The 25,402-nt window shown below is 62.8% G+C and carries 24 protein-coding genes; 12 read left to right on the top strand and 12 right to left on the bottom strand.

Annotated elements, in window-relative coordinates; translation table 11 throughout:
• The first annotated feature begins 13 nt into the window (after window positions 1-13).
• The 4 genes from WDB91_RS17010 to WDB91_RS16995 all read left to right on the top strand — a co-directional run bounded on the left by WDB91_RS17010 (window position 14) and on the right by WDB91_RS16995 (window position 4,944).
• Window positions 14-1,267, top strand: a complete 1,254-nt coding sequence (locus tag WDB91_RS17010; RefSeq protein WP_339114795.1) for an FAD-dependent oxidoreductase — start codon at window positions 14-16, stop codon at window positions 1,265-1,267.
• A 213-nt stretch (window positions 1,268-1,480) separates the two neighbouring features.
• The gene (locus WDB91_RS17005; protein WP_339114794.1) at window positions 1,481-2,134 is read left to right on the top strand and encodes an ATP-binding cassette domain-containing protein; all 654 of its coding nucleotides are present in this window, start codon (window positions 1,481-1,483) and stop codon (window positions 2,132-2,134) included.
• Window positions 2,118-4,013, top strand: coding sequence for a capsule biosynthesis protein (locus WDB91_RS17000; protein WP_339114793.1), 1,896 nt, complete (start codon window positions 2,118-2,120; stop codon window positions 4,011-4,013). The genes WDB91_RS17005 and WDB91_RS17000 overlap by 17 nt, the downstream gene beginning before the upstream one ends.
• A gap of 130 nt (window positions 4,014-4,143) precedes the next feature.
• On the top strand, window positions 4,144-4,944 hold the full coding sequence (locus WDB91_RS16995) for an SseB family protein (protein ID WP_339114792.1): 801 nt from the start codon (window positions 4,144-4,146) through the stop codon (window positions 4,942-4,944).
• Between the two features lie 71 nt (window positions 4,945-5,015).
• Here the strand turns inward: WDB91_RS16995 and WDB91_RS16990 are convergent, their stop codons facing one another.
• From WDB91_RS16990 to WDB91_RS16980, 3 genes are all read right to left on the bottom strand, one after another.
• Window positions 5,016-5,948 (bottom strand): MYG1 family protein, encoded by a 933-nt coding sequence (locus WDB91_RS16990; protein ID WP_339114791.1) that lies wholly within the window; start codon window positions 5,946-5,948, stop codon window positions 5,016-5,018.
• Between the two features lie 70 nt (window positions 5,949-6,018).
• Complete coding sequence (locus WDB91_RS16985; protein WP_339114790.1) at window positions 6,019-7,320, bottom strand: FAD-binding oxidoreductase; 1,302 nt, start codon at window positions 7,318-7,320, stop codon at window positions 6,019-6,021.
• Window positions 7,320-8,666, bottom strand: coding sequence for a glutamine synthetase family protein (locus WDB91_RS16980; protein WP_339114789.1), 1,347 nt, complete (start codon window positions 8,664-8,666; stop codon window positions 7,320-7,322). The genes WDB91_RS16985 and WDB91_RS16980 overlap by 1 nt, the downstream gene beginning before the upstream one ends.
• A 78-nt stretch (window positions 8,667-8,744) precedes the next feature.
• Here WDB91_RS16980 and WDB91_RS16975 point away from each other — a divergent pair, with 78 nt between their 5' ends.
• A complete protein-coding gene (locus WDB91_RS16975) occupies window positions 8,745-9,437 on the top strand; it encodes a GntR family transcriptional regulator (protein ID WP_339114788.1) in 693 nt (230 codons plus the stop codon).
• 68 nt (window positions 9,438-9,505) lie between these two features.
• Here WDB91_RS16975 and WDB91_RS16970 read toward each other — a convergent pair whose 3' ends face one another.
• The 5 genes from WDB91_RS16970 to WDB91_RS16950 form a co-directional block, all read right to left on the bottom strand.
• A complete protein-coding gene (locus WDB91_RS16970; RefSeq protein ID WP_339114787.1) occupies window positions 9,506-11,422 on the bottom strand; it encodes a methyl-accepting chemotaxis protein in 1,917 nt (638 codons plus the stop codon).
• Between the two features lie 691 nt (window positions 11,423-12,113).
• A complete protein-coding gene (locus WDB91_RS16965; protein ID WP_339114786.1) occupies window positions 12,114-12,365 on the bottom strand; it encodes a DUF6455 family protein in 252 nt (83 codons plus the stop codon).
• A gap of 70 nt (window positions 12,366-12,435) precedes the next feature.
• A complete protein-coding gene (locus WDB91_RS16960; RefSeq protein WP_339114785.1) occupies window positions 12,436-12,741 on the bottom strand; it encodes a DUF6455 family protein in 306 nt (101 codons plus the stop codon).
• Window positions 12,742-12,848: 107 nt separating this feature from the next.
• Window positions 12,849-14,108 (bottom strand): DUF2254 domain-containing protein, encoded by a 1,260-nt coding sequence (locus tag WDB91_RS16955; protein ID WP_339114784.1) that lies wholly within the window; start codon window positions 14,106-14,108, stop codon window positions 12,849-12,851.
• 74 nt (window positions 14,109-14,182) lie between these two features.
• Window positions 14,183-14,956, bottom strand: a complete 774-nt coding sequence (locus WDB91_RS16950) for a M48 family metalloprotease (RefSeq protein ID WP_339114783.1) — start codon at window positions 14,954-14,956, stop codon at window positions 14,183-14,185.
• Between the two features lie 160 nt (window positions 14,957-15,116).
• Between WDB91_RS16950 and WDB91_RS16945 the strand changes: the two genes are divergently transcribed.
• The gene (locus WDB91_RS16945) at window positions 15,117-15,386 is read left to right on the top strand and encodes a hypothetical protein (protein ID WP_339115115.1); all 270 of its coding nucleotides are present in this window, start codon (window positions 15,117-15,119) and stop codon (window positions 15,384-15,386) included.
• 238 nt (window positions 15,387-15,624) lie between these two features.
• Here the strand turns inward: WDB91_RS16945 and WDB91_RS16940 are convergent, their stop codons facing one another.
• Both WDB91_RS16940 and WDB91_RS16935 read right to left on the bottom strand, forming a co-directional pair.
• Window positions 15,625-16,722, bottom strand: a complete 1,098-nt coding sequence (locus tag WDB91_RS16940) for a ParB/RepB/Spo0J family partition protein (RefSeq protein ID WP_339114782.1) — start codon at window positions 16,720-16,722, stop codon at window positions 15,625-15,627.
• A gap of 2 nt (window positions 16,723-16,724) precedes the next feature.
• Complete coding sequence (locus tag WDB91_RS16935; RefSeq protein WP_339114781.1) at window positions 16,725-18,140, bottom strand: AAA family ATPase; 1,416 nt, start codon at window positions 18,138-18,140, stop codon at window positions 16,725-16,727.
• A gap of 11 nt (window positions 18,141-18,151) precedes the next feature.
• On the opposite strand from WDB91_RS16935, the gene WDB91_RS16930 reads away from it, so the two are divergent.
• The 3 genes from WDB91_RS16930 (at window position 18,152) to WDB91_RS16920 (ending at window position 21,146) form a co-directional block, all read left to right on the top strand.
• Window positions 18,152-18,334: a hypothetical protein gene (locus tag WDB91_RS16930; RefSeq protein WP_339114780.1), complete on the top strand. Its 183-nt coding sequence runs from the start codon at window positions 18,152-18,154 to the stop codon at window positions 18,332-18,334.
• Window positions 18,335-18,718: 384 nt separating this feature from the next.
• A complete protein-coding gene (locus WDB91_RS16925) occupies window positions 18,719-19,912 on the top strand; it encodes a replication initiation protein (RefSeq protein WP_339114779.1) in 1,194 nt (397 codons plus the stop codon).
• A complete protein-coding gene (locus WDB91_RS16920; protein WP_339114778.1) occupies window positions 19,905-21,146 on the top strand; it encodes an AGE family epimerase/isomerase in 1,242 nt (413 codons plus the stop codon). The genes WDB91_RS16925 and WDB91_RS16920 overlap by 8 nt, the downstream gene beginning before the upstream one ends.
• Here the strand turns inward: WDB91_RS16920 and WDB91_RS16915 are convergent.
• On the bottom strand, window positions 21,143-22,003 hold the full coding sequence (locus tag WDB91_RS16915) for a ferritin-like domain-containing protein (protein WP_339114777.1): 861 nt from the start codon (window positions 22,001-22,003) through the stop codon (window positions 21,143-21,145). The two genes, WDB91_RS16920 and WDB91_RS16915, sit on opposite strands and share 4 nt — an antisense overlap.
• A 140-nt stretch (window positions 22,004-22,143) precedes the next feature.
• Between WDB91_RS16915 and WDB91_RS16910 the strand changes: the two genes are divergently transcribed.
• Both WDB91_RS16910 and WDB91_RS16905 read left to right on the top strand, forming a co-directional pair.
• Complete coding sequence (locus tag WDB91_RS16910; RefSeq protein ID WP_339114776.1) at window positions 22,144-23,106, top strand: 2-hydroxyacid dehydrogenase; 963 nt, start codon at window positions 22,144-22,146, stop codon at window positions 23,104-23,106.
• 1 nt (window position 23,107) lies between these two features.
• Window positions 23,108-24,133, top strand: a complete 1,026-nt coding sequence (locus tag WDB91_RS16905; RefSeq protein ID WP_339114775.1) for a DUF475 domain-containing protein — start codon at window positions 23,108-23,110, stop codon at window positions 24,131-24,133.
• 58 nt (window positions 24,134-24,191) lie between these two features.
• Here the strand turns inward: WDB91_RS16905 and WDB91_RS16900 are convergent, their stop codons facing one another.
• On the bottom strand, window positions 24,192-24,809 hold the full coding sequence (locus WDB91_RS16900) for a trimeric intracellular cation channel family protein (protein ID WP_339114774.1): 618 nt from the start codon (window positions 24,807-24,809) through the stop codon (window positions 24,192-24,194).
• Window positions 24,810-25,013: 204 nt separating this feature from the next.
• Here WDB91_RS16900 and WDB91_RS16895 point away from each other — a divergent pair, with 204 nt between their 5' ends.
• Window positions 25,014-25,373 carry a cupin domain-containing protein gene (locus WDB91_RS16895; protein WP_339114773.1) on the top strand — a complete coding sequence of 120 codons (360 nt, stop codon included), beginning with the start codon at window positions 25,014-25,016 and terminating at the stop codon, window positions 25,371-25,373.
• The last annotated feature ends 29 nt before the right edge of the window (window positions 25,374-25,402 follow it).

Raw genomic sequence — 25,402 nt, 5'->3', positions numbered from 1 at the left:
AAGGCCCTCTCCCATGTCCATGACCTCCCTATGGTATGCCACAGCCCCCGCAGGCCCCGCCCTGCCGCAGCTGGAGGAGAGCCTGAAAACGGATGTGCTGGTGATCGGTGCAGGCTTCCAGGGTCTCTCGACCGCGCTGCATCTGGCCGAGGCCGGCACCTCCGTCGTGCTGCTCGAGGCGCATGAGCCGGGCGAGGGCGGCTCGGGGCGCAACGGGGGGCAGGTCATCCCCGGGCTCAAGGACGACCCCGACACGCTCGACCGCCTCTTTGGCGAGGACACCACCGAATTTGCCGGCTCGACGGCCACGGTTCTCTTCGATCTGGTGGAGCGCCTCGGGCTCGACTGCGATGCCGAGCGCACGGGCTGGATCCAGACCGGTGACAAACATGTGCTGATACCCGCGCTCAGACAGCGCATGTCCGAATGGAAGGCGCGCGGCGCCGATGTAGACTGGCTCGATGCGGGCGAGATGGCCGCCTATACCGGTAGCACGCGGTTCAAGGGCGGCTGGCTCGACCGCCGCGCAGGCCAGATCCATCCGCTGAAACTGGTGCGCGCGCTGACCGCTGCCGCATTGGCTGCGGGGGTGAAGATCTATGCCCGCTCGCCGGTCACCGGCCTCACGCGCAAGGGCCACTGGGAGGCCAGCCTGCCCAATGGCAGCACCATCACCGCAGACCGCGTGCTGACGGCCACCAACCGCTATACCACGCCCGAGCTGGACCCCGATCTGATGCGCGCCACCCTGCCCGCCAATAGTTTCCAGATCGCGACCCGTCCGCTCAGTGCCGAGGAACTGACCCGCATCCTGCCCCATCGCACCCCCGTCTCGGAAAACCGCCGCGTGGGCACCTATTTCCGGATCGGGCCGCAGAACCGGCTGATGCTGGGCGGGCGCGGGGATTTTGCCGATCCACAGGGCCCCGCGCGATTTGCCATGATCCAGCGCGAGGTCGAATGGCTCTATGGCAAGGGATTGGAGATGGAGCATTACTGGTTCGGCGCCGTCGCCATGACACGCGATCACCGGATGCGGATCTTTTCGCCCGAGACCGGCCTTCTGGCCGCCACTGGATTCAACGGGCGCGGGGTCGCGCTCTCGACGGCCTTGGGCAAACGGATTGCCGAGCATTTCCTGACCGGTCGCACCCTGCCGATGCCGGTGCAGAAGACGGTCACGAGAATGCCTCTCTACGGGCTGCACCGCGTCTATGGCACGCTGGCAATCGACTATTACCGCCTGCGCGACAGGCTCGACCGTTAAGCGCGAACGAATCGCGCCCTTACGAAAAGCACTGCCAGAAACCACCCCATAATCCCCAAAACAGAAACAATGCCAAAGTCTTGCCGCATATTTTCTGGTTAACCCGACATAATCTTGCCCGATTGTGATCATAGGAGCTTTGTTAACGACGTTAGGCTAGTTGTATGACAGGGCCTGACGTCCCAGAGCGTCACAACCAGGGGTGGGAGGGAAATGCTCGAATTCGAAAATGTCAGCAAGTCCTTCTGGACGGGCAAGCAGCGCAAGGTCATCCTTGATCGCGCGAGCTTCCGTGTGGAGCTGGGCAATTCGCTCGGCATCCTCGCCCCCAACGGCACCGGCAAGACCACCATCATCAACATGATGGCAGGGCTCGAGAAACCCGATGAGGGCGCGATCCGGCGCAGCTGCCGTGTATCCTTTCCGCTGGGCTTCATGGGCGGGGTCGTCGGCAAACATACCGCCCGCGAGAATGCGCGCTTCATCGCCCAACTCTACGGGCTGGACCCCGATTACGTCGAAGCCTTCTGCCGTTGGCTCTGCGGGATCGCCGAATATTTCGATATGCCCGTCGGCACCTTCAGCGCAGGGATGAAATCCCGTTTCACCTTCTCGCTGCTCCTCGCGCTCGAATTCGACATCTATCTGATCGACGAGGGCATGCCCTCCACCACCGATGTGGTCTTCAACCGCAAGGCAGGCACCATCCTGCGCGACAGGTTGCAGAACTCCACCGTCATTGTCGTCTCGCATCAGGCCGAGACATTGGAAAAATTCTGCCGGACTGCGGCCGTTCTGCGCGATGGCCAGCTCTATATGTTCGACACTCTGGAAGAAGCGAAGCGGATGTATGACTACACAACCTAGGACCACCAAATACCGCATCCGCCGCCACGAGATCCAGAGCGGCGCCAAGGCCCGTTCCGCGCCGCTGCGGGAGGAGCCCGAACGGAACATGCCCGCCCAGAGCCCCGCACAGGCGCCCGCAGCGGACACGGTATCCGGGACGGTGACTGCCACACAGCGCCCCCCCACCGCGACCCAAGCCCCGCCTGCGGAGCCGCCCGCCACAAAGACCGATCCCGCCAGAGCCGACACCGCACGGAACAGCGCTCCCCGGCGCAATGCGGCCCTTGGCATGATGGGCCAGCCGCCAAAGACAGGCCCCGCACCGGATCCGGACGATCCGGCGGCGATCTTCGAGCAGCATGATGATGGCTTCGGCGATATGAAATTCGCCGATGCCGCCCGCATGCAGGCCGAAGCCAATGCCGATCAGGTTCTCGACAAGGGCGAGAAGACGCTCGACGAGGAAATAGAGGCCATCCGTCGCGAAAGTCTGACCGGCCGCCAGCTGCGCCTTGCCCGCCGCATGGCCCAGAAACACGGGATCGAGGCCACCTCCGATTTCGAGGCGGTGCTATTGCTGCGCCGCAAGGGCATCGACCCGCTCGACCGTTCCAACATCCTGTCGCTGGTCAAACCCGACAAACCGGAGAACCTTCCGGCGGTTGCGGGCAAACGCAGCCTCGCCAGAACCAGCACGATGGCCGTGGCAACCGCCCCGCATTTGCCCGCCGAAGCAATGACCGAAGAACATCGCGCCAGCGAGATCCTCGCCATCCAGCGCGATATTGCCCGCCGCAGGCGGCGCAAGCTGATGCTGCTGGCGACCCGTCTGGCTTTTTTCGTTTTCCTGCCGACACTCATTGCGGCCTATTACTATTTCGCCATGGCGACGCCCACCTATTCGACCAAGAGCGAATTCGTCATCCAGAAGGCCGACAGTTCGGCCGCAGGCTCCATGAGCAGCCTCTTCTCGGGCACGCAACTCGCCACCAATCAGGATAGTGTGACGGTGCAGAGCTTCCTGCAATCGATGGAAGCGATGAAGCGGCTCGATGACGAAGAAGGTTTCAAGAAACACTTCCAGCAATCCTTCATCGATCCGCTGCAACGGCTGCCCACGCCCGCCACCGATAAAGAAGCCTACGCGCTTTACAAGAAGGTCGTGAAAATCGGCTATGATCCATCGGAAGGCGTGATCAAGATGGAGGTGATCGCCGCCGATCCCGAAACCTCGACGCGCTTTGCCAAGGCCCTGATCTCCTATGCCGAGGAACAGGTGGACCAGCTGACCTCGCGCCTGCGCGGCGACCAGATGCAGGGAGCCCGCGACAGCTATGACGACGCAGAGGCCAAGGTCCGCGACGCCCAGCAGAAAGTGCTGGAGCTCCAGCAGAAACAAGGGGTTCTGGACCCCGCCTCCGAAGGCAGCCTCGTGATGAGCCAGGTCTCCGCCTTCGAGACCCAGCTCCAGCAGAAACGGCTCGAACTGGGCCAGCTTCAGGACAACCCGAGCCCCAACGCGGCTCGTGTCGCAGGTGTGCAGGGCGATATCAGACGCCTCGAGACGCTGATTGCCAGCCTGCGCAAGCAGCTGACCCAGAATACTGCGACCACCAATTCCATCGCGGCCGTCTCGGGGGATCTGCGCATCGCCGAGGCCGATCTGGCCACCCGTCAGGGCCTTCTGGCACAGGCCGCCCAGCAGATGGAGACCGCCCGCCTCGAAGCCAACAAACAGGTCCGCTATCTGGAGATGGGGGTGCGCCCGATCACCCCGGATGCGCCCACCTATCCGCGCGCTTTCGAGGATACGCTGGTGGCCTTCCTGATCTTTGCCGGCATCTACTTGATGCTGTCGCTCACCGCCTCGGTACTGCGCGAACAGGTCTCGAGCTAGAGACGGCCCAGCACGATGGCAGATCCCGAGCCCCGAAGCCTCGCCACAGGCTTCGGGGCTTGCCATATCCGGCCCTGCGCAATAGGGATTCCGTCAAAACCGTCTGCTGCATCTGCATGAAGGACCTGCCATGACCCCCTATGACCGCGCCCATGCCGCAATGAGCGCCCAGCCCGAAAATGATGCGCTGCGCTTGGCCGTCTATGACCGGCTCGCCGATGCGGAACTGTTCCTGCTGCTGGAAGAAGAGGCCGACGGTCAGGACATCCGCCCTCAGGTCTTCGAGACCGAGGATGGGGCTTTCGTGCTGGCCTTCGATACCGAAGAGCGCATGGCCGAATTCTCCGCAAACCCCATGCCCTATGCCGCCCTTCCGGGCCGGATCATCGCACAAAATCTGGTGGGCGAGGAGATCGGCCTCGGCATCAATCTGGGCGTCGCCGACTCGGCCATGCTCTTGCCGCCCGAAGCCCTCGACTGGCTGAGCGAGACCCTCACCCATAGCCCCGCGCAGGCCACCGGCCGTCCGGTCAGCTTCGACGCCCCCGCCCTGCCCCCCGCGATCCTGGGGCTCCTGCTTCCGGCATTCGAGGCTAAATTCGACCAGCTGATGGGCGTGGCCACCCACGCGCTTCTGGGCGGCGTCACCTATGAGGACGGCCATAAGGGCCATGTCCTGGCCCTGCTCGGCACCCCCGAATCCGCCCGTCCCGCTATTGCAAAGGCCATGGGCGAGGCGCTGACCTTCTCGGGCCTCGACGCGGGCGAGCTGGATGTCACCTTCCTTGATGAAGAAAGCGAGGCCGCCCAGCGGCTCCTGGCCAAGGCGCTGGTCCTGCATCTGCCCGAGCACGAAGAGGCCCCCGCCGCAGAGCCCGAGCCCCGGAAAGGCCCCGGCATGGATCCGGCAAAGCCCCCGATCCTGCGCTAGATCCCGCTTCCAGCGTCGCTAAATATCCCGGGGTGAATTGGGGCCGCAGGCCCCAAGAGGGGCAGCGCCCCTCACACAACCCCGCGGGCCAGCGCATCCTCGACCGCCAGCCGCGCCATCTCCATCACCGCCTCGCGCGAGCTGGCCGCCGCGATGAACCGCCCGTTATGGCAGAATTTCGCGCCCTTCACACCCGAGGCCTCCTCCAGCGCCGCACCATTCAGCCCCGCCCAGTCGGCCGGCAGATCGGCGCGGTTCTCGAACCCCTCATCGAACTTGCGGATAGTGCCCAGGGTCCAGTCCTCGGGCCCGCGCGGCGTCACCACGAACCACAGCTGGTCGGCGCCCGCCTTCACCACTGCCGGACGGAACGGCATGCCCATCGGCAGTTCGAGGATCCGGCCCTCGCCCGCCGCTGCTATCGCCTCCGCCACCATGCCAGCGGCGCGCAGTTTCGCCGCCGAGCGGTTGACCCGCGCCTCGAGGAAGGTCCGCGCAATACCGACAGCCTGCCAGAAGGCATTGATCTCGCCCTCGGGGTCGCGGTCGTCAAATACCGGACGCAGCGTCTCGATCAGCCCCGGCAGGGTCATCGCCTGCAGCGCCCCCGCTTCCGAGACCGACAGCTTGCCGTTATCCACCAGATCTACCGGCATCACGAAGCTGCGGTCCACGCTGGCATGCACCTCGCCCAGATGCTCTTCGGCAATCCCGAACCCGCGCAGATAGTCGCGCCCGAATTGCGCCCAGATGAGCCCGAAGGAACTCAACGGCGCGCCATCCTCGCGCAGGGGCGCCTCGCGCTGATGGTGATCATAGATATTGCGGGCCGCATCAAAATCACCGCCCACATCATAGATCACCCGACCCTCGGCAGGGGTGATCCAGCCCGCATCGCGGGTGCGCACCAGCTCGGCCTGCGGGAAAAGCCGCGTCAGGATAACGGTGGAAAATACCTCATCGGCATGGAAACCGCCGGAATGGGTGACAAGATGGGTGATCATGGGCGGCCTCCAGAAATAACTCTTGGCCGCAAATAGTCAGGGCCTGCGCCAAAACGCAAGCCCAACAAGGTCACCAACCCAGACGGTCGCGGATCTCGTAATACCACGAGCCCAGCACCGAATAGGGCACGCGGAACGTCCGCCCGCCGGGGAACGGGATCCAAGGCAGTTTGGCAAACACGTCAAAGCGGCTTGCATCGCCATTGATCGCCTCGGCCAGAATGCGCCCGAAGGTATGCGATCCGGTCACGCCATGGCCCGAATAGCCATGCGCGTAATAGGTCGCATTCCCCAGACGCCCCATCTGCGGCACGCGCGAGAAGGAGAGCGCGAAATTGCCCGACCACGCATAATCGATCTTCACATCCGACAGCTGCGGGAAGACCTTCATCATATTGCCCCAGAGCTTGGCCTTGATATCCTTGGGGTCGGTTCCGCCATAGACGGTGCCCCCGCCGAAGAGCAGCCGGTTATCGGCCGACATCCGATAATAATCAAGGATGTAGCGCACATCCTCGATACAGGTATCGGCCGGCATCAAGGCCCGCGCACGGTCCTCGCCCAAGGGCTCTGTCGCCATCACCTGCGTGGACACCGGCATCACGCGGTTTTCCAGATCGGGCACCACATGGCCCAAATAGGCATTGCCGCAGAGCACCAGAATCCGGCAGGTGATCTGCCCCTTTTCGGTCCTGATCACCGGACGCGCCGCGTTGGTATCCACCGAGACCACCGGCGACATCTCGTAAATCGTGCCGCCATTGGCCTCGATGGCCGCAGCCTCGCCCAGACACAGGTTCAGCGGATGCATATGCCCGCCCGTCGGGTCGATCATGCCACCGACATAAAGATCGGTCGCGGCATGCTCGCGGATCTCGGATTTGGTCAGCATCCGCTGATCATTGAGCCCGTAGCTTTCCCAGAGCTGTTTCTTTTCCTCCAGCTCGCGCATATGCATGTCGTTGAAAGCGGCAAACACGTTGCCATCCTTCAGATCGCATTGGATGCCATAGGTCGAGACGCGCTCGCGGATGATCTTGCCGCCCTCGGTCACCAGCCCCGCCACAAACCGCGCGGTGTCCTGACCATAGGATTTGCCGATCTTCTGCAGGCTCGCGTTCAGCCCGTTGACGATCTGCCCGCCATTGCGCCCCGACGCGCCCCAGCCGATGCGGGCGCCCTCGACCACGGTGACCTGATAGCCCTTCTCGGCCAGATGCAGCGCGGTCGAAAGCCCCGAAAACCCCGCGCCAACCACGCAGATATCGGCTTCCTGCGCGCCTTCGAGCGCGGGGCGCAGGGGCGCAGGATTGGCCGAGGCCGCATAATAACTGCCGGTATGGGCACCATTGCCCGCATAAGAAACAGACATCAGACTGCCTCCAGATAGCTGTGGAATTCGAAATCGGTCACATGGCGGGTGAAGCGGCGCAGCTCCTGCTGCTTGCATTGCACGAACATCCGCTTGAGACGTTTGGAGTAGATCTGCTCGATATGCGGTCCGCGCGCAAAGGCGTCGATGGCCGAGGCCCAGTCGAGCGAGAGGTGGTCGAGATCGAGCGAATAGGCATCGCCCTCGATGGGATCCGGCGGCTGCCATTCGCCCTCGATCCCCAGAAGCGCGCCGCCAAGGATGGAGGCCAGCACCAGATAGGGGTTGGCATCCGCCCCCGCCACACGGTGCTCGATCCGCCGCGCCTTGTGGTGCCCGCCCGGAATACGGATCGCGGCGGTGCGGTTCTCGTAGCCCCATGCCACCGACGAGGGCGCATGGCTGCCCGGCAGCAGGCGGCGGAACGAGTTCTCATGCGGCGCGAAGACTAACGCGTTCTCCTGCATGGTGCGCAACAGCCCCGCCACGGCATGGCGCAGAAGCGGTGTGCCCTCCTCGCCGCCATTGTCGAAGACGTTATTGCCCTCCTTGTCGACCAGCGAGAAATGCACATGCATCCCCGAACCGGCACGGTCGCCATAGGGCTTAGCCATGAAGGTCGCCGCAAACCCGTGCTTGCGGGTGATCCCGCGCACCAGCCGCTTGAACAGCACTGCATCATCGGCGGCGCGCAGCGGGTCATCGACATGCATCATGTTGATTTCAAACTGCCCTGCCCCGTTTTCCGAGATCGCGGTATCGGCGGGAATGTTCTGCGCACGGCAGGCGTCGTAGATCTCGTTCAGAAGCTCGTCGAAATGCTGCAACTCATCAAGCGACAGCGCGCCATCGCTGTCGAGCCGCTTGCCCGTGACCGGCGAACAGGGCGGCTGCGGCGTGGCCTCGCTGGGGTCCACGATATAGAATTCCAGCTCGGTCGCCACCACCGGCGTCAGCCCCAACGCCCTGAACCGCTCGCAGACCCCAGCCAGCGCGCGCCGCGGATCACCCAGGAAAGGCGTGCCATCCTCGTTGGCCATCCACAACTGCGCGAAGGCCGCCGGACGCGAGGTCCAGCTGATCAGGCTCAGAGGCCGGCCGGTATAATCCCCGATCCCGTCGGCATCGCCCGTGTCGAACACCAGCTCGGACCCTTCGATATCCTCGCCCCAGATATCCATCCCCAGAAGCGATAGGGGCATCCGCAAGGATCCGTTCTTGACCTTATCGACGTGATCGATGGGCAGGCGCTTGCCCCGCATCACCCCGTTCAGGTCGCAGATACAGGCAAAGACGGTTTCGACATCCGTTTCGCTTTGAAGCTCGTGTTTGACGCGGCTATTCATGATCGCTCCGGCAAAATGTGATAGCATTTTCTGAATTGTGATAGCATTATGTGAGTCTGTCAACTCATGGCACTTCTTATGACCAAAGAAACATCGATCCCCGACCTGCCAATGGAAACCGGCGACACGGTGCAGGACAACTGTTACCGCCGCTTGCGCCATGCGGTGATGCTGGGCCTGATCGCGCCCGGCACACAGCTGACCCTGCGCGGGCTGGCGCTTCAAATGGGCCTCAGCCCGACCCCGATCCGCGAGGCGGTCCGGCGGCTCAGCTCCGAGCGCGGCATCGATGTGCTGGGCAATCGCCGCCTTCAGATCCCGCCGATGACCGCGGGCCGGTTCGAGGAGCTGGTGGCGCTGCGCATCATGCTCGAAACCCATGCCGCCCTGCGCGCCCTGCCCCATATCGCCGACCGCCAGATCGACGCGATGGAGGCCGTTGACCGCGAGATGGACACCGCCCTTCAGGCACAGGATCTGGACGGGCTCACCCGTCTCAACCAGGAGTTCCACCGCCTGCTCTATTGCGCCAATCCCGATCAGGCGGCGCAACCGATGATCGAGAGCCTCTGGCTCCAGCTCGGTCCATTCCAGCGGCAGGTCCTGCGCGGCATCACCGACCATTACAAGATCGACCGTCACAAGGAGATGCTCGCCGCCCTGCGCGCCCGCGACGCACAGGCGCTGGTGGCGAGCCTGCGCGCCGATATCACCGATGGCTCCATCCGGCTCGGCCGCCGCGCGCTGGACCTGCCCGAAGACAGCGCCTGACGACATAAGCAAACGGGCCGCAATAATGCGACCCGTTTTCGTAGCGATTGGAGAGGACGGAAAGACGCTCAGGCGACGTGGCGCACCGGCGCCTCGTCGTCGCCCTCCAGGCGGAACACCGACACTTCCTGCTTCAGCGCGACCGTCTCGCTCGACATGGCCTGCACCGCGGCCGAATTCTGCTCGAACATCGCGGCATTCTGCTGGGTCACCTGATCGAGCTGGTTGATCGCATTGGTGATCTCGGCCACACCTGCCGCCTGTTCCGACGCGCCCGCCTCGATCGAACGGACCATCCCGTCCACCTCGCGGATCAGCGCCTCGATCTGGCTCAGCGCCTGCGACGAGCGGTTGGTCTGCTCCACACCCGAGCGCACCTGCACCTCGGAGGTCGACAGAAGCTGCGAGATATCGCGTGCCGCCTCCGACGAGCGCTGCGCCAGCGCCCGCACCTCGGAGGCAACCACGGCAAAGCCGCGCCCCGCCTCGCCCGCACGCGCCGCCTCGACCCCCGCATTCAGCGCCAGAAGATTGGTCTGGAAGGCGATATCGTCGATGACGCTGGTGATCCGGTTGATCTGCTCCGAGCTTTTCTCGATCTCGGCCATCGCCGAGACCGTATCCTGCACCACATGCTGACCGTCACTGGCCGTCTGCAATGTGCGGCCCACTGCCGCCGAGGCATTGCGGGCATTCTCCAGCGCGTTCGACACCGAGGACGACATCTGGTTCATCGCCGCCGCCGTCTCCTCGAGCGAGGCGGCCTGCGTCTCGGTGCGCCGTCCCAGCTCGGAAGAGGCCTGATCGATCTGCATCGTCTCGGCCTCGAGACGGAAGGCGCTCGCGCGGATCGCCCCTGCCATCTGCGCCATATTCTCGATCGCCGCGTTGAAATCGCGCCGCAGCCCTTCATAGGAGTCGGGGAAGGTCTCGCGCAAAACAACCGTCAGATCGCCGCGCGACATGCCCGAAAGCGCCTGCCCAAGCTCGCGCACCACACGCGCCTGCTCCTCCATCTGGCGCTTGCGCTCGTCTTCCGCCGCCTGACGGGTCGCCTCGGCCTCCTCGCGCAAACGGTCCTCCTTCTCGCGCGCCTCGCGCTCGGCCACCACCTGCATCTCGCGCAGCTCGGCCTGCTTGTGCATCGCCTCTTCTTCGGCCCGGAACCGCTCGACCTCGGCATCGGCCTGCAGCCGGTCCAGCTCGGCCTTCTCGATCAGCGCCACGCGGAACCCCTCGATGGCGCGCGCCATTGCCCCGATCTCGGATTTTCCATTGGTATAGGGGACCGGCGTTTCGGTATCACCCGCGCCCATGCTCTCCATCCGGCCCTTGATATTGGTGATCTGGCGGACAATGTCCCGCGCGATCAGTCCCGCAACCAGTGCCAGCGCCGCAAGCATAACGCCCATTGTCACAAGGCTCAGCAACCGCAGATGCGACAGCGAGGCGGTGATATCGGAGACATAGGAGCCGGTGCCGACAATCCAGTTCCAGTCGGGGAACAGCGTCACATAGCCGAATTTCGCCTCCGTCTCGCCGGTCTCGGGATTATTGAAATAATAGATCAGCTTGCCTCCGCCCTCGGCCTGCGCGATCCGTCCCATCTCGGCAAACACCTTGATGCCCTTCACATCCGTGTAGCCCGCCTGGCTCTTGCCGATCCATTCGGGCTTATAGGGGTGGAACTGGTAGACCATATCGGTGCCGAATCCGAAAAAATACCCGTTATCGGCAAAATGCAGCCTCGACAGCTCCTCGCGCCCCAGCGCCTGCGCCTCGGACAGGTCCATCCTGCCCGCCGTCACATCCCCCTGCAACCGCTCGAGGATACTGACCGCCGTCTGCGTCACATCGCGCAGATGCTGCTCGCGCATGTCATACGCGTTATCTACCGAGAATTTCAAAAGAAGCTCGGACGTGCCGAACAATGCCAATGCTGCCAAAAGCACGATCCCGTAAAGGCGCGCTTTCAATGTTTTCACCCAAGCCACTTGATACATCCCGTCTGCAAACCAATCGGCCACAAACCTGACGGTATAACCTTAAGAGAAGAAAAACGGGCGTAACCATAACCCCGACATGCGGATCAAGCTACTGATCACGCTAAACTCTTTCTCTCGGTCCGACAAAGGCTGGCACGGGGTATCTCAGCGCAAGGTTGCAGAATCGCACTCTGTCCCTGCCTCGATAGAGACATGCACGCGTGAACGGGAAACTCACGGTGTCGGAGCGGTAAATTCCGTAGGTAAGGGGGGGGGTAAGGAGGCGGCGGCTTCCAGGGAGGAGGAGGGAAGCCGCCGCATAGTCCCGAGGCTCAGGGAGGAGGAGGAGCCTCAAGAATTCCTTAAAACCTTTGTAACCTGTCCGGAAGGAAAGAAATACTTCATAATACTCATGGCAGAACTTCGCCACGCGCATGGCGGAGCCATCCACGTTTCATTTTGAAGTATTTCCGAAGGGTTTCGCACAGCGACGCTGGGTCAACCCTCAGTCTGGAACGGATATAAGCGCTTACTGGTTCTCGACCTGCGCGGCATTACAACGTCAATCATCAAAGCGACTCGTATAGCTGCACCCAAAAAACCGGGCCGTAAAACCGGTCAGTGCTGCACAGGCGTCATTTTCACTTGCTGCATAATTTATAGCCGACAAATAAAAAGCAAGCACTATTTATCAGACATGTAGAAATATTAACACATGACCGTTGCCACAGAAGGCGGGCGGGCGCTCCTGTCCGGCAGGGAGATAGGACAGCTCGCCCAGACAGTCGCAGGCGTGGCGGCAGCGACGGCAGACCGCCAGCATCTCCTCGAACCGAGCATGGCCCAGCCTCCCGCTCCGCAACAGCCCCGCCAGATCGACCCCCGCACGGCGTGCCATGCCCCATAGCATCCAGAAATGCAGGTTGTCTTTCAGATCGTCCACATCAGGCTCTCTCTCAAGTCCACCCGTCGCCCGACCTTGCATCAGCCGGCGGTGCGACAGTCGCGGCCTTTCACTCGGCCGCAATCGGGGCATCCTCGGTCATCAGACGCTGCAGCCGCCCCATCAGCCTGCGGTTATTGCAATAATCGGGGGCCTGTGCCGCAACGGTTTCCCGATCCTCGGGCGCCTCCCGCGCGGCCAGAAACTCCCGACATTTTCCGGGCTGGGAACATTGCGTGCAGCGGGTCACGGTCTGGCTCCACTCGGCATCAGACATATGCCCTTGCGCTTTGGCCTGTGTGAAATCAACACCCACCACATCGCCCATCCGGTCGACAAGTGCGGCATGCATATTGAGGGTTCGGGGATCGGTCATCTGCGTCTCCTTTCGGGAAGGCGACCCGCATGACCGCCCAATCCGGACCAACCCTGCCCCGCAAAGGCGCAGCCCTCCTTGATCTGGATCAAATCCACCGCGCAGACCTAGAGTTTCGCCCGCAGCTCCTGGGCCCGTGCCGCTACCGCTTGCGCATCCTCGGGCAGAACCATCGCCTGCTGCGACAGGGCGGCGGCCCGCTCGGCCATCGCGCAGGCCGGCTGTGCAAAGCGCGGCTCGGTCCGTGCCAGCCCCGCCAGCACGTCCTGCAACCGGATCGCCACCTCGATCTGCCCTGCCCCGTCCCGCCCGATCGCATCGAAAGCATTGCGGATCAGCGCCTCGGGGTCCAGCTCGCGCGCCATCACCCGCAGGCAGCGCGGCGCCTCGTCCTTGGGCCGAGACTGCCCCCACTCGCCCAACACCGCCATCAGCCGCCCCAGAATATCGATCGCCGTCCCCGGATCGTTCACCGCAGGCGACAGCGCCCGCGAGGCAATCTCCGACATCGCCCGCAGCCCGAATTCGGGATCCTGCTCGTAAGACCGCGCCTGTTCGATGGTGAAAGCCTCGTGCAACGCCTCCTCGGCCTGCCGCCGTGCCTGCGCATCCTCCAGCAGCGCATCACAGCGCAAGATCCCCACTCCCGGATGCACGAATGCTCCGGGCTGCGCCAGGATCCAGATCCGGCAGCCAAGATCCTCGGCCACCTCCTGCAAAACCGCCGGGTCCACATGCAGCACATGCCCCGTGCGCATGGCCATCAGCTCCCAGCTGCCCACCGGCGGCTCTTCCCATGCACAACAGCCCAGCACTGGGTCTTCGGCGCGCATCACCAGCGCCTCGCGCGTGGCCTCCTCCACCCGTAAGGCCGTATCCTCCAGCCGCCCGAACTCGCTCAGATGCTGCACCCAGCGCAAGAGCATGATGACAATCATCGCCACCACCGCGATCGTCACCGCAAACAGCACCAGCCGGCCGGAATTGCCGTAGATCCCCGTCTCGAGCGCGATGATCCCCACCAGCGCATAGACAAAGGCCCCGATGAAGGAGGCCAGCACATGCTGCGTCAGCCGGTCCGATTGCAGCAGCGTGATCGCCCGCGGCGTGGCCGAACCCTGCGCCGCCGAGAAGGCCGAAACCATGATCGATAGCGAGAAGGTCGAAACCGTCAGCATCGAGGAGGCAATGATCTCCAGAATGCTTTCGATGGCATCGGCCGAGACATCGACCCCCAGATCCTCGGGCACCCATCGCCCCATCCATGCCGCACTCAATGCGGTCACCACCCCCAGCACGCCGAAGGCCGTCACGCGCACCCAGATACGCTCGAAAATCTGTTTGATATGCCAGCGCCAACGCGACATGCCCGAACTCCTTGTCTTTTATGCCAAGGATCTAGCGCATATCCGCCCCGAACCAAGGTCCATGCGGACCCCGATCAGACGCCCGAGCTGCGCTTTTTCAACCGCGACATCGTCGCCCGCACATTGGCCATGCGCGCGGCATTGGAGGGATGGCTGCTCATGATGTCATCTTCCGGATTATCGATCCGCTTGAAGATCTGGATGCCTTTCAGCGGATGATAGCCCGCCCGCAGGCTCAACACCGCGCCCAGACTGTCGGCCTGCAGCTCGTAATCCTTGGCCCGCGTCAGCGCGCCCAGCTCGGCTCCGATAGTCTGCGCCTTGCGCACCTGACGGTTCGACGCTCCCTGCGAGGCGATGATCGTTCCCATCAGGACGGCCCCCGTCTGCGAATCGTCGGCCTTCATGTCGAGATGGCCCAGAATATGATGCGCCGCCTCATGCCCCATCACGAAAGCCAGCTCGTCCTGATTGAGCGCCTGCGAGATCAGCGTCAGATTGAAGGCCAGCACCGGCTGCCCTTTCTCGTCCAGCGTCTGGAACGCATTCGGCTCGGGATCGGGGCGGTCATCGACCATGATGCGGAAATCGCAATTATGGACCTGCGCCAGCTGGTGATGGCGGCAATAGCTCTCGATCACCGGCTCCATCCGGTGCGCCGCCGTCATGAAATTCTTCGCGGCCACCTCGGGCGGCAGCAGATCCGTGCTCGGGGCAAATTGCATCGACGCGTCGCTGGCATCGGAGCCCTGCCCCGTCACCGGTGCGCATCCGGTCACGGCGCCACCTGTCATCGCCAGAAGGACACAGGCCGCAACAGCCGGTAGCGGCAAAACCGGAAAACGCATGAGGACGGGTCCTTTCGTGAACTGGGCAAAATTCAGCCTAGCCAGCTTCTTCCGAAGTGGAAAGCCCTGCCCTGACTATTTTGCCCATTTTGTAAACAAGGCCTGTATGCGCCCGAATTTTCTGCTGGCGGGTCGCGATTTTATCGGCCAGACTTTCTCCATGTTTACCATCGAGCACGAATTTGACGCTACCGTGATCACCCTTGTCGACGAGGGGGATGATCCACGCGACTACCTGCAAGAAGACATCAAGATCGAATCTTTCGAGGATTGTGTTGTTGTCGAGCAGCTGGATGAACAGACGAATTCGGTCCAACGGGTCGTGTTCTCACATGCGCAACTGCGCGAGCTTGCCGCCTCGCTCAGCCTGCCCGAAGGGGTCTACCGGATGAAGCAGGTAGAGGCCCGCGACGGCGGCAGTCTCGAATAAGGTCCAGCCCGCCAGCAGCCCCACGCCAACACGCGCCGCAGGCCCGCCGCCTGCGGCGCGTTCTCTTTCTACGCACTCATATTCCGATAGGCACCCGTTTACAGGAGCCATATTGCAGGCACCGTAAACGGGTGCCTCAAGCCCTCGGACACGCCTCTTTCTGCCCCGACCTGCCCGGAAACAAGAAGGGCCGCCCGATGGGCAGCCCTCAAAGGTATCCGTTTACGGGAAGCGATGTTCAGGGGGTTTCCAGCAGATAGGCCAGCTTTTGCATGACCGCATCGATCATCTCGCCATCCACATTCCCGCCCTCGATCTTCACCGACCAGCCATTCGCCTCCGATATCGTCTTCAGCGTGATGCCGCTTGTCAGCTTGCGCACCTCGCGCGCCCGTTCCGCGCGTGCGGCGGGCTTTTTCGGGCGCCCGCCCCGCGCAGGATCGGCCTCCACCGGCTCCAGCTGCGCCAGAGCCTCGAGCACCATCTCCGCCTCGTCTGCCGCATTGGCGGGGTCGCGACGCGCAAGCAGATCGCGCAGCCGCGCTTCCGCCCCGCCCCGCAGGGCCGCTGCCAGCTTCAGCCCGTCCCGCTCCTTCATCAGCTCGGGGAAGCGGAGCATGTCGCCCAGCTCCTCGAAGATCAGCGCGAAAGAGCGGATTTTCGAGCGCTTGCCCTTGGAGGCCATCGGGAACAGCGCATCGACCGCCGCCTCCACATTGACAAACGCCCCCTGCTGGCTGGCGATCACCGCGATCCGTCCACGCTCGAAATGGCTCAGATTGGCGCGGATCTCGTTTTCCTCGATCATCGCCGCAAAGGTGCCGCCCATCGCCTCGGGGTCGCGCAACACGGCGCGGATCTTTGTATAGGCGGGCTTTTCGGTCAGCTCGAGCAACGCCTGCACCGCCCGGAAGCGCCGGTAGCCCGACAACAGCCCGTAGCGGAAGCCCCGTCCATCCTCGGCCAGGGGATAGACCTCGATCGGTAGCCGCAAACCATTGGCGGCAATCGACATCTGCAGCTCCTGCATGTCCTCGGCATCCAGCACTACACGGTCGCGCACCAGCGCATCCGCATCGATCTCCTCGAGCGGGATCTCGAGCATAACAAGCCCCGCTTCCGTCTTCTGCCGGAAGCTTTCGGCATCGTTACGGTCGCGCGCGGCCCGTTCACGATCCTCTGCGGGACGCGGATCATAGGAGCTTGCCGTCTCGGCGGCGACCTGCGCAATCGGTGCAGCGGTAAAGCTGCGCGAGGAGGTTTCGCGGCGAAACTCGTCTTCAAGACGGCTCAGATCATCCGCGCTCGGTGCTATCAGTTTTCTCCGTTTCGCCATGATCAGCCCTCCTCGCTCTGGCTATTCTGCTCGGCCTCGTTCAGCTTCATATCCCGCCACCATGTGCCGAGAATGACCTCCTTCACCTCCGCCCATGTCCGGTCGAAAGTTTCCCGGCCGCGGATATAGGTGTCACGGTTGAAATCTCGGTAATCGGTCTCGTAGATCCCGGAGACCTGCTCGCCCGCCTGCCCCACCATCGCGGTGACCTCCTGCCGGTAGGTCGTCATGAAATCCCCGAAATAGGCCTGCACGACATTGGCCAGATCGGTCTGCTGGGCTGCGTCGAAACGGGTCACGATCGCACGCACCGCATCCCATTCGAACCCGATCTCCGGCAGGCCATCAGCACGACGCATCCGGTTCTCGCCATCCTCGATGGAGGCAAAGGTCGAGTAGATCATGTCGAAAAACCGCCCCGTGCTGTCGAATTCGAGGAAAGATGCCCCGAGCGGCACCAGAAGAATATCGGCCGCCGCCAGCGCGTTGATCGTCAGGTACCCGAGTGCGGGAGGCGTATCGAGGAAGACGAGATCGTAGTCGTCCAGAATACCGCCATCTTCCAGTGCGTTGGAGAGCGCATCCCAAAGCGGCCAGCTCCGGAGCTGCATCCGCCAGACCGGGACCTGGAACTCGGCCCAATAGAGGTTGAGCTGCGCCCCGATCAGATCGATATTGGGCCAATGCGTTTTCTGGATCAGGTTTCGCGGCGAAACCTCCAGTGCTTCTTTCAGAGTCTCATCAAGGGGATAGGTCGGCTGCCCTCCCGCCTCACGGATGCGGTTTTCCTCCTGCAGCGCCTTGGCATAGTCATGTGCCAGCATCGGGAACGCTGTTTGCCATTCATCGGCCACCTGCCCCCCCATCACCGATGTCATCGAACCCTGACTGTCGAGATCGATGACCAGAACCTTATAGCCATCAAGCGCGGCCGACATAGCCAGATGCGCCGCGGTCGTGGTCTTTCCGACGCCGCCTTTAAAGTTGGCTACCGCAACGACTTTTGCCGGTAAACCTTCAGGGCGCCAAGGTTTATACTGCCGGTTCTGCGCACCTTCTTCGGCGAAATGCTCACGCAAGACGAGAATATCCTCGAGCGTGAACCATTTGGACCCGCTATCCCCGTCACCCTGGGGCAGATCGGGATTGGCCTTGAGCACACGCCGGAGATGGGCCGGAGCAACGGGGATCAGATATTTGCAGATCTCCCAGATCGAGAATTTCCGCAGGCGCTTCTTGCCATCGGGCGCGTAGCCGCGGCGGGCCAGATCGTCGCGGCCGCGGGAGGCGAAGGCCGCCGCGCGCGCGAAGCGGGCCGTGTCGATGCTCTCGGAGAGCTTCTTTGCGGCTTCTTCGGGGTCTATATTGAAATACGGGGGCAGATCCGTGCGGCTGCCGTTACCAGATTTGCTTGCCATGGAACCTCAGCATGTTCGCTGTTTATCGCGATATCCAGGCAACTATCGCACATGATGGGCGCAATGGGAATCGTGCAGGGCGCTATATCCCTGAAAATATTGATTTTGGGGACATACAGACGGGTGTTTTGAATCTTTTAGATATTTTTAAGAATCTTTATGGGCATAAAGAGCGTTTAATAACAACGGTATAGGCATAGTAAGGCACCGCTATACAGGAGGAAGGGAGACCGGATACAGGGGGGATGGTACCTGATTCCGGTGCTAGGGGTTCCGATTCTCAGGGATGTACGCTGTTTTGCCAGATTCAGGTTGCAAATCATGACTCAGGCTGTGGATAAGTGCCTCATTTTCAAAGGTACCGATTCACGGGATCTCGGGTTTTCCACAGATCCCTCCTGTAGCCGGGTACCTGAAACCCCGTCGCGGACCCTCGGGTATCCGTTTACGGGATGGCCCAGAGGTGCCAAGAAAAGAGTTGTCATGGGGTACCTCATGGCCGAATAATCGGCTACATCGCAGACCAGCGCGGGCGAATCTCTGCCCGTCGACACAAGGCATGAAAAAGGCCGGGCAGGATGAACGAGCTAGATATTCCGAAGGACCACCTGAGCGGGTCCCTGCGCCGTGGCGCAGTCAAGAAACATGTGGCGGCGATCCACGTCTCGGGCAAGCTGACACTGTTGCAGCGCAAGCTGTCGAACGTGCTGTTGCTGAATGCCTATGACACGCTGATCAGCCAGCAGGTGCACCGGATCGATGCCCGCACGCTGTGCCTGATGATCGGCTATAACTCGAACGATATGGATACGCTGAAACAGTCCCTGCGCGGATTGGCCGAGACGGTGGCCGAATGGGACATGCTCGATAGCGAGGGCAAACAGGAATGGGGGATCAGCTCGCTTCTGTCCTATGCCAAGCTGAAAGGCGGCGTGTGCGAATATGCCTATTCGCCCGCTCTTGCCGAGAAGCTGAATGACCCGAAAGTGTTCGCGCTGATCAACCTCAATATCCAGCGGCGGTTCACCTCGGGCCATGCGCTGGCGCTTTACGAGAATTGCTACCGCTTCGTGCGGACGGGGTCTTCGGGCTGGTGGAGCCTCGATCTGTTCCGGCGACTGATGGGCGTGGCCGATAGCGATTATTACGAGGTGTTCAAGCATCTCAACGCCAAGATCATCAAACCCGCCGTGGCCGAGGTGAACAAATCCTCCAACATCATGGTGACGCCGGAATTCAAGAAGATGGGACGCTCGGTGACGGAGATCCGTTTCCGGATCAGCGAGAACCCGCAGCTGGCGATCCTCGATCTTGATGACGGGGAGGGGCTTCGCAAGAGCCCGATCTATGCGCGGCTTCTGGCGCTCGGCGTGTCGGACCGGCTGGCGCGGCAATGGCTCACCGAACATGGTGAGGAGTATGTGCGCCAGAAAGTGGATTATGTGGCGGGGCAGGGCGCAGTCAAAAACGCCATCGGCTATCTGAGCGCGGCGTTAAAGGATGATTACCGCCCCGATGCGCCGGAGGTTTCGCCGCGAAACCCCGAGCCCGATCCAACATTGTCGGCGCGGGTGCGGCAGCTGACGGTGATCCGCGATCTGGCGGCTAGCCGCACGCCCACCCAGCGTGATGCCGATAAACGGCTGTTCCTGTCGCGGCTCGAAGGGGCCGAGCGGGATGATTTCGAGCGTCATGGCTGGATGTCGGCGCTGAATGCCGGCGCTATTGCCGCCTTCTGGAAGGAGCTGTCCCCCGATGCCTTCGATGTGTGATCCTGTTGCACCGCGCGAGATGATGGAGAGCGATGGCGCGTGGCTGGCCGACCCGCATCATCAGGCATGGCTGGCCGAGGATGCCGAGCGGCAGTTGCGGTTCTTTCTGGGCAGTCTGAAAGGCCGCGGGCGGTTTGCGGTGCTCGATCACGAGGGGCGGGCGATCCCCGGTCCGCAGGAGCTTCATACGACCACGCGGCTGATCCATTCCTATTCTCTGGGCCTGTCTTTCGGCTTTGCCGAGGGTGCCGATATGATTGATGCGGGGATGGGGTTCTTGTGGCGCGAGCATCGCGATGCCAAGCGCGGGGGCTTCTTCGCGGCGGTGCGCTCGGGCGTGACGAATGGGACAAAAATGGCCTATGGCCATATGTTCGTGCTGCTGGCGGCGGCATCCGCCAAGCGGGCAGGGCATCCCGATGCGGACCGGTTGCTGGGGGATGTGGCCGAGGTGCTGGAGCGCCGGTTCTGGGACGAGGGCGCGGGGCTCTTTGTCGAGGACTGGTCGGAGGATTGGCTGCATCTGTCGAAATATCGCGGGATGAACGCCAATATGCATGCGACCGAGGCGCATCTGGCAGCCTATGAGGCGACGGGCGAGCGCGCCTATCTGGAGCGGGCGGGGCGGATCATCGATGTGTTCATCCGGCGGCTGGCACCGGAGTATAACTGGCGGATCCCCGAGCATTATACCGAGGAATGGACGGTGGACCGCGCCTATGAGGGGGATCCGATGTTCCGGCCCCGCGGCACGACGCCCGGCCATTCGGTGGAATGGGCGCGGCTGGTGCTGCACTATTGGGATCTGCGGGGACGGGTGGACGAGGACCTGCCGGAGGCTGCGCGGATCCTTGTGGAGGAAGCGTTGCGGCTGGCCTGGCGGCGCGAGGGCGGGTTTGCCTATACGCTGGATTTCGACGGGCAGGTGGACCGCAAGGCGCGCTATTGGTGGCCGGTTTGCGAGGGGATCGGCGCGATATCGGCCATCCTGAAAACGGGCACCTTTGCACGGGGCGAGGAATGGTATCGCAGGCTCTGGGCCTTTGCCGAGGCGCATCTGGTGGATCGCAAGCGCGGCGGTTGGTATCCTGAACTCGACGAGACCGGCCGCCCTGCGGACGGCCAGTTCAAGGGTAAGCCGGATCTCTATCACGCGCTGCAGGCCGATCTGATCCCGCTCACCCAAGGAGTGTCGCGGCTGCAGGACGGGCTGGAGGCCTGGGCGACGGCCTAGGGCAGATCGCGGGTGAAGCCTGCCTCCTCGGCCAGCGGCCAGTAGAAATCGGGTGGCAGGCCCGCATCGGCACGCTTTTCCTCGTTGAAGGGCGGCTTGAGGGCGCCATGGAAGTAATGGCGCACAAGACGGTGAAATTCGTCTTTTGGATCAATGGCATGGCGGCCACAGAGGAAGTTGAACCATTTCGATCCATAGGCGACATGGCCGACTTCCTCGGCATAGATCGTCTCTAGGGCTGCGATGGCATCGGGCTGTTCTGCCTTGCGGAAGACCTCGATCATACCGGGCGTCACATCAAGGCCGCGGGCCTCGAGCACCATCGGCACGACGGTCAGGCGGCCCATCAGATCGGTCGCGGTATCCTCGGCGGCGCGCCACATCCCCGCATGGGCGGGCAATTCGCCATAAAAGCTTCCCATGGTCTCGAGGCAGGCGCTCATCAAACGGAAATGTTTGGATTCCTCATCCGCCGATTGCACCCAGTCATCATAGAAGCCGATCGGCATGGTGACATCGGTGAAGCGGGCGATGATGTCCCAATGCAGGTCCACCGCGTTCAGCTCGATATGGGCCACCGCATGCAGGAGCGCCTTGCGGCCAGCGGTCGTGCCCGGACGCCGGCGCGGCACCTCGCGCGGCGAGAGCAGGGCAGGGGCCTCGGGGCGGGCGGGTTGCAGGGGCGGCGGGCAGGATCCGATGGGCATCGGGTCGCCCGCTTTGCGGCGGCGGAACCATTCGGCGGCATAGGCCCGCGAGCGCCCCGTCTTTTCCATCGCATCGGCGGTGGTCAGAACGGAGGTCGCGCAGGCGGCCAGTGTCTCGGGAATGTCGAAAGAAGCATCTGTCTGGGTCATGTTGCGGTGATAGCCGATGACAGAAGGCGAGAAAAGCGGCACGAGGGGGTGCACCTGCGCGGATGGCGTCTTATTCTTTTCGTAAGCATGGATATGACCGGCGCGTTGCCGCGCCGAGAGGAGCCGTTATGGAGACAGAGATGAGCAAAACGAAAGTTATGGTATTGCAGCCGTTGCGCCCGGTGGCGATGGCGCGGCTGGAGGAGGGCTACGAGGTGTTGCGCGCCGATCTGGCGCAGGACCGCGCCGCGTTTCTCGCCGCCCATGGCGCGGGCGTGCGGGCAGTGGTGACGGATGGCCATTGCAATGTGACAGCCGAAATCCTGTCCGCGATGCCGGATCTGGAGATCGTCGCCTGTTCCTCGGCGGGGTTTGACGGGTTCGATCTGGAGGGCATGGCTGCGCGTGGTGTCGCGCTGACCAATTCCTCGCCCGCGCTTTGCGATGATGTGGCCGATTGCGCGATTATGCTGATGCTGGGCGCCTCGCGCCAGCTGGTGGCAGGCGAGGCGTGGGTCCGCAGCGGCACATGGGGCTCGCGCGGGCCGATGGGGCTGACCCGCTCGCTGAAGGGCAAGGTGATGGGCATTGTCGGGCTCGGGACCATTGGCGAGGCGATCGCGCGGCGCGCGCAGGCGATGGCGATGGAGGTGCGCTACTGGAACCGCCGCCCGAAGGATGTGCCCTATACCTATGTGCCCGATCTGGTGCAGCTTGCCGAAGAGGCCGATGTGCTGGTGGTGATCGTGGCAGGCGGCGAGGGCACGCGCCATCTGATCGACGGGCAGGTGATCGACGCGCTTGGCCCCGAGGGCCTGTTGATCAATGTGGCGCGCGGCTCGGTGGTGGACGAGGCGGCGCTGATCGCCGCGCTGAAGGAGGGCCGTCTGGGGATGGCGGGGCTCGATGTCTATGATAACGAGCCTACACCCGCCGCCGAGCTGGTGGCTTTGCCCAATGTGACGCTCTATCCGCATCACGCATCCGGCACGCAGGAGACAAGAGATGCGATGGCGGGGCTTGTGGTCGACAATCTGAATGCGCATTTCTCTGATGCGGAATTGGTCAGCCCGGTGGATCTGGGCCGATATGTGGAGGCCTGATGTGCTGAAATACTTTTACTGGCCCTTTGCGGTGACGGTGCTGGCCTTGGCCGGTGCCTTTGCGCTGGGGCTGCAATATAGCGCGACGCTGTCGGGCGCTTTCGGCTTCCTGCTGATCGGGGGGATTCTGGCGGTGCTGGAGATCTCGCTGTCCTTCGACAATGCGATCGTGAACGCCAACAAACTCGAGACAATGGACGAGAAATGGCGAAAGCGGTTCCTGACATGGGGTATCCTGATCGCCGTGTTCGGGATGCGGATCATTTTCCCGCTTCTGATCGTGGTGGTGGCGGCAGGGATCGGGCCGATCGAGGCGGTGCGTCTGGCGGCGACGAAACCTGCGGAATATGCGGAGATCATTCATGGCGCGCATCTCGAGATCGCGGCCTTTGGCGGCGCGTTCCTGATGATGGTGGCGCTGAGCTATTTCGTCGATGCCGAGAAGGAGGTCGACTGGATCGCGGGTGTCGAACGGGGGTTACGCCGGTTCGGGGCGGTGAAGGGCACCGAGATCGTGCTGGTGCTTCTGGTGATGATGGGCTTTTCGACCGCGCTGCCCGAGGCGGTGCAGGACGAGTTCCTGTTTGCCGCCATTTTCGGGCTGGCGACCTTTCTCGGGGTCGAGCTATTGGGCGCCTATCTCGACAAGCGAGAGGCCGTAGGGGCTGTGGCCAAGGGGGGATTGGGCGCGTTTCTCTATCTGGAAGTGCTGGATGCGAGCTTCAGCTTTGACGGCGTGATCGGGGCCTTCGCGCTGACGCAGAACCTGTTTCTGATCGCCATCGGGCTCGGGATCGGGGCGATGTATGTGCGGGCGATGACCCTGATGCTGGTGGAGCGCGGCACGCTGACAGAGTTCCGCTATCTCGAGCACGGGGCGTTCTGGTCGATTCTCGTGCTGTCGGTGATCATGTTCGTGCAGACATTGACGCCGATCCCCGAGCTGGTGACGGGGCTCTTGGGAGCGGGGTTCATCGCTTTGGCCTTCCTGTCCTCGGTCCGGTATAACCGGCGGGTGAAGGCGTGATCGGGCGCGCTCGGGGGACTGCCGGAAGGCGCCCCGAGCGCCGTCAGTCCCTATAGGATCAGTCCCTATAGGAGGGCAGTGACAGGCCCCGCGCGATGGCGAGCGCCCTGAGAACAAATCCAAGCAGGGCCGCCAGAGGGCCTGCAACCGCGAAGGGGCAACCGGCCCATGTCAGCATGACAAATCCTGCCGAGGCGGCGGCGGCGGCCGTCACATAGATTTCGGGGCGGATGATGATGGAGGGCTGGCCCGCCAGCACATCGCGGAATACACCGCCGGCACAGGCCGTGATAACGCCCATGGCGGCGGCAGGAAGGGGCGAGACCCCCAGAGCCAGCGCCTTGGCGGCCCCATAAACCGCATAGGCCGCCAGTCCGACCGCATCGAACCAGTCGATCGCCCGCTCGTTCCAGAACCGCTTGGGTGTTTTCCAGACCGCGAGACTGACGGCGAAACAGGTGGCAAGAACCCAGGGGTTATGCACCCAGAAGACCGGCGCGTCGATCAGCAGATCACGTAATGTGCCGCCGCCAATGCCGGTGATCGCTGCGAAAAAGGCAAAGGTCACAAGTGTCTGCCTTGCCTTTGCGGCCGCCAGCGCGCCGGAGGCCGCAAACACGGCAATGCCGGCGATATCAAGCCAGAACAGGGCGGTATAGGCGAGCGGTGTCATCATGGGCTCCGGTAGGTGCAGAAGTTTCGGGCTGGCAGGTCATCCGGACTATAGGGTTTTCGAACAGCTTATGTACCGGTCTTTTGCGGTTATTTCATGGGCATATATCTTGGTGGCGTGAGGCGGACTGATCCGTCAGATCGTACTTGCGCTGGCGCACGCGCTCATCGAAACTGCGCTATCTTTTCTGCTTTCAGGACACTCTCGATGATCGATTTCCAACGTTTTCCCGATGCGCTGACCACTGATCTCGGCGCGTTTACCCCGCTCGATGGGGCTCTGACCGAAGGGCTGAGCGAAGCCTCCAAGTCTCTCTGGACGAGTGCGGATGGTCGTGTCGAGCTGGGGCTCTGGGCGTGCACGGCAGGCCTGTTCGATCTGGAGATGGAGGGCGGATCGGAGTTTTGCCATTTCCTGCAGGGGCGGTTGAAGGTGATACAGCCTGATGGCAGCACCACCGAATACGGACCGGGCGATGCGCTGATGATGCCGCTCGGCTGGCGCGGACGTTGGGAGGTGCTGGAACCTCTGCGCAAAATCTACATGTATGATTACAAACAGGCCTGATCTGCGGGCACCGTATGCAGGATACGGTG

This window comes from Thioclava sp. GXIMD2076 (assembly GCF_037949795.1).
GTDB lineage: Bacteria > Pseudomonadota > Alphaproteobacteria > Rhodobacterales > Rhodobacteraceae > Thioclava > Thioclava kandeliae.
This window is presented reverse-complemented; position numbering and strand designations above follow the sequence as displayed.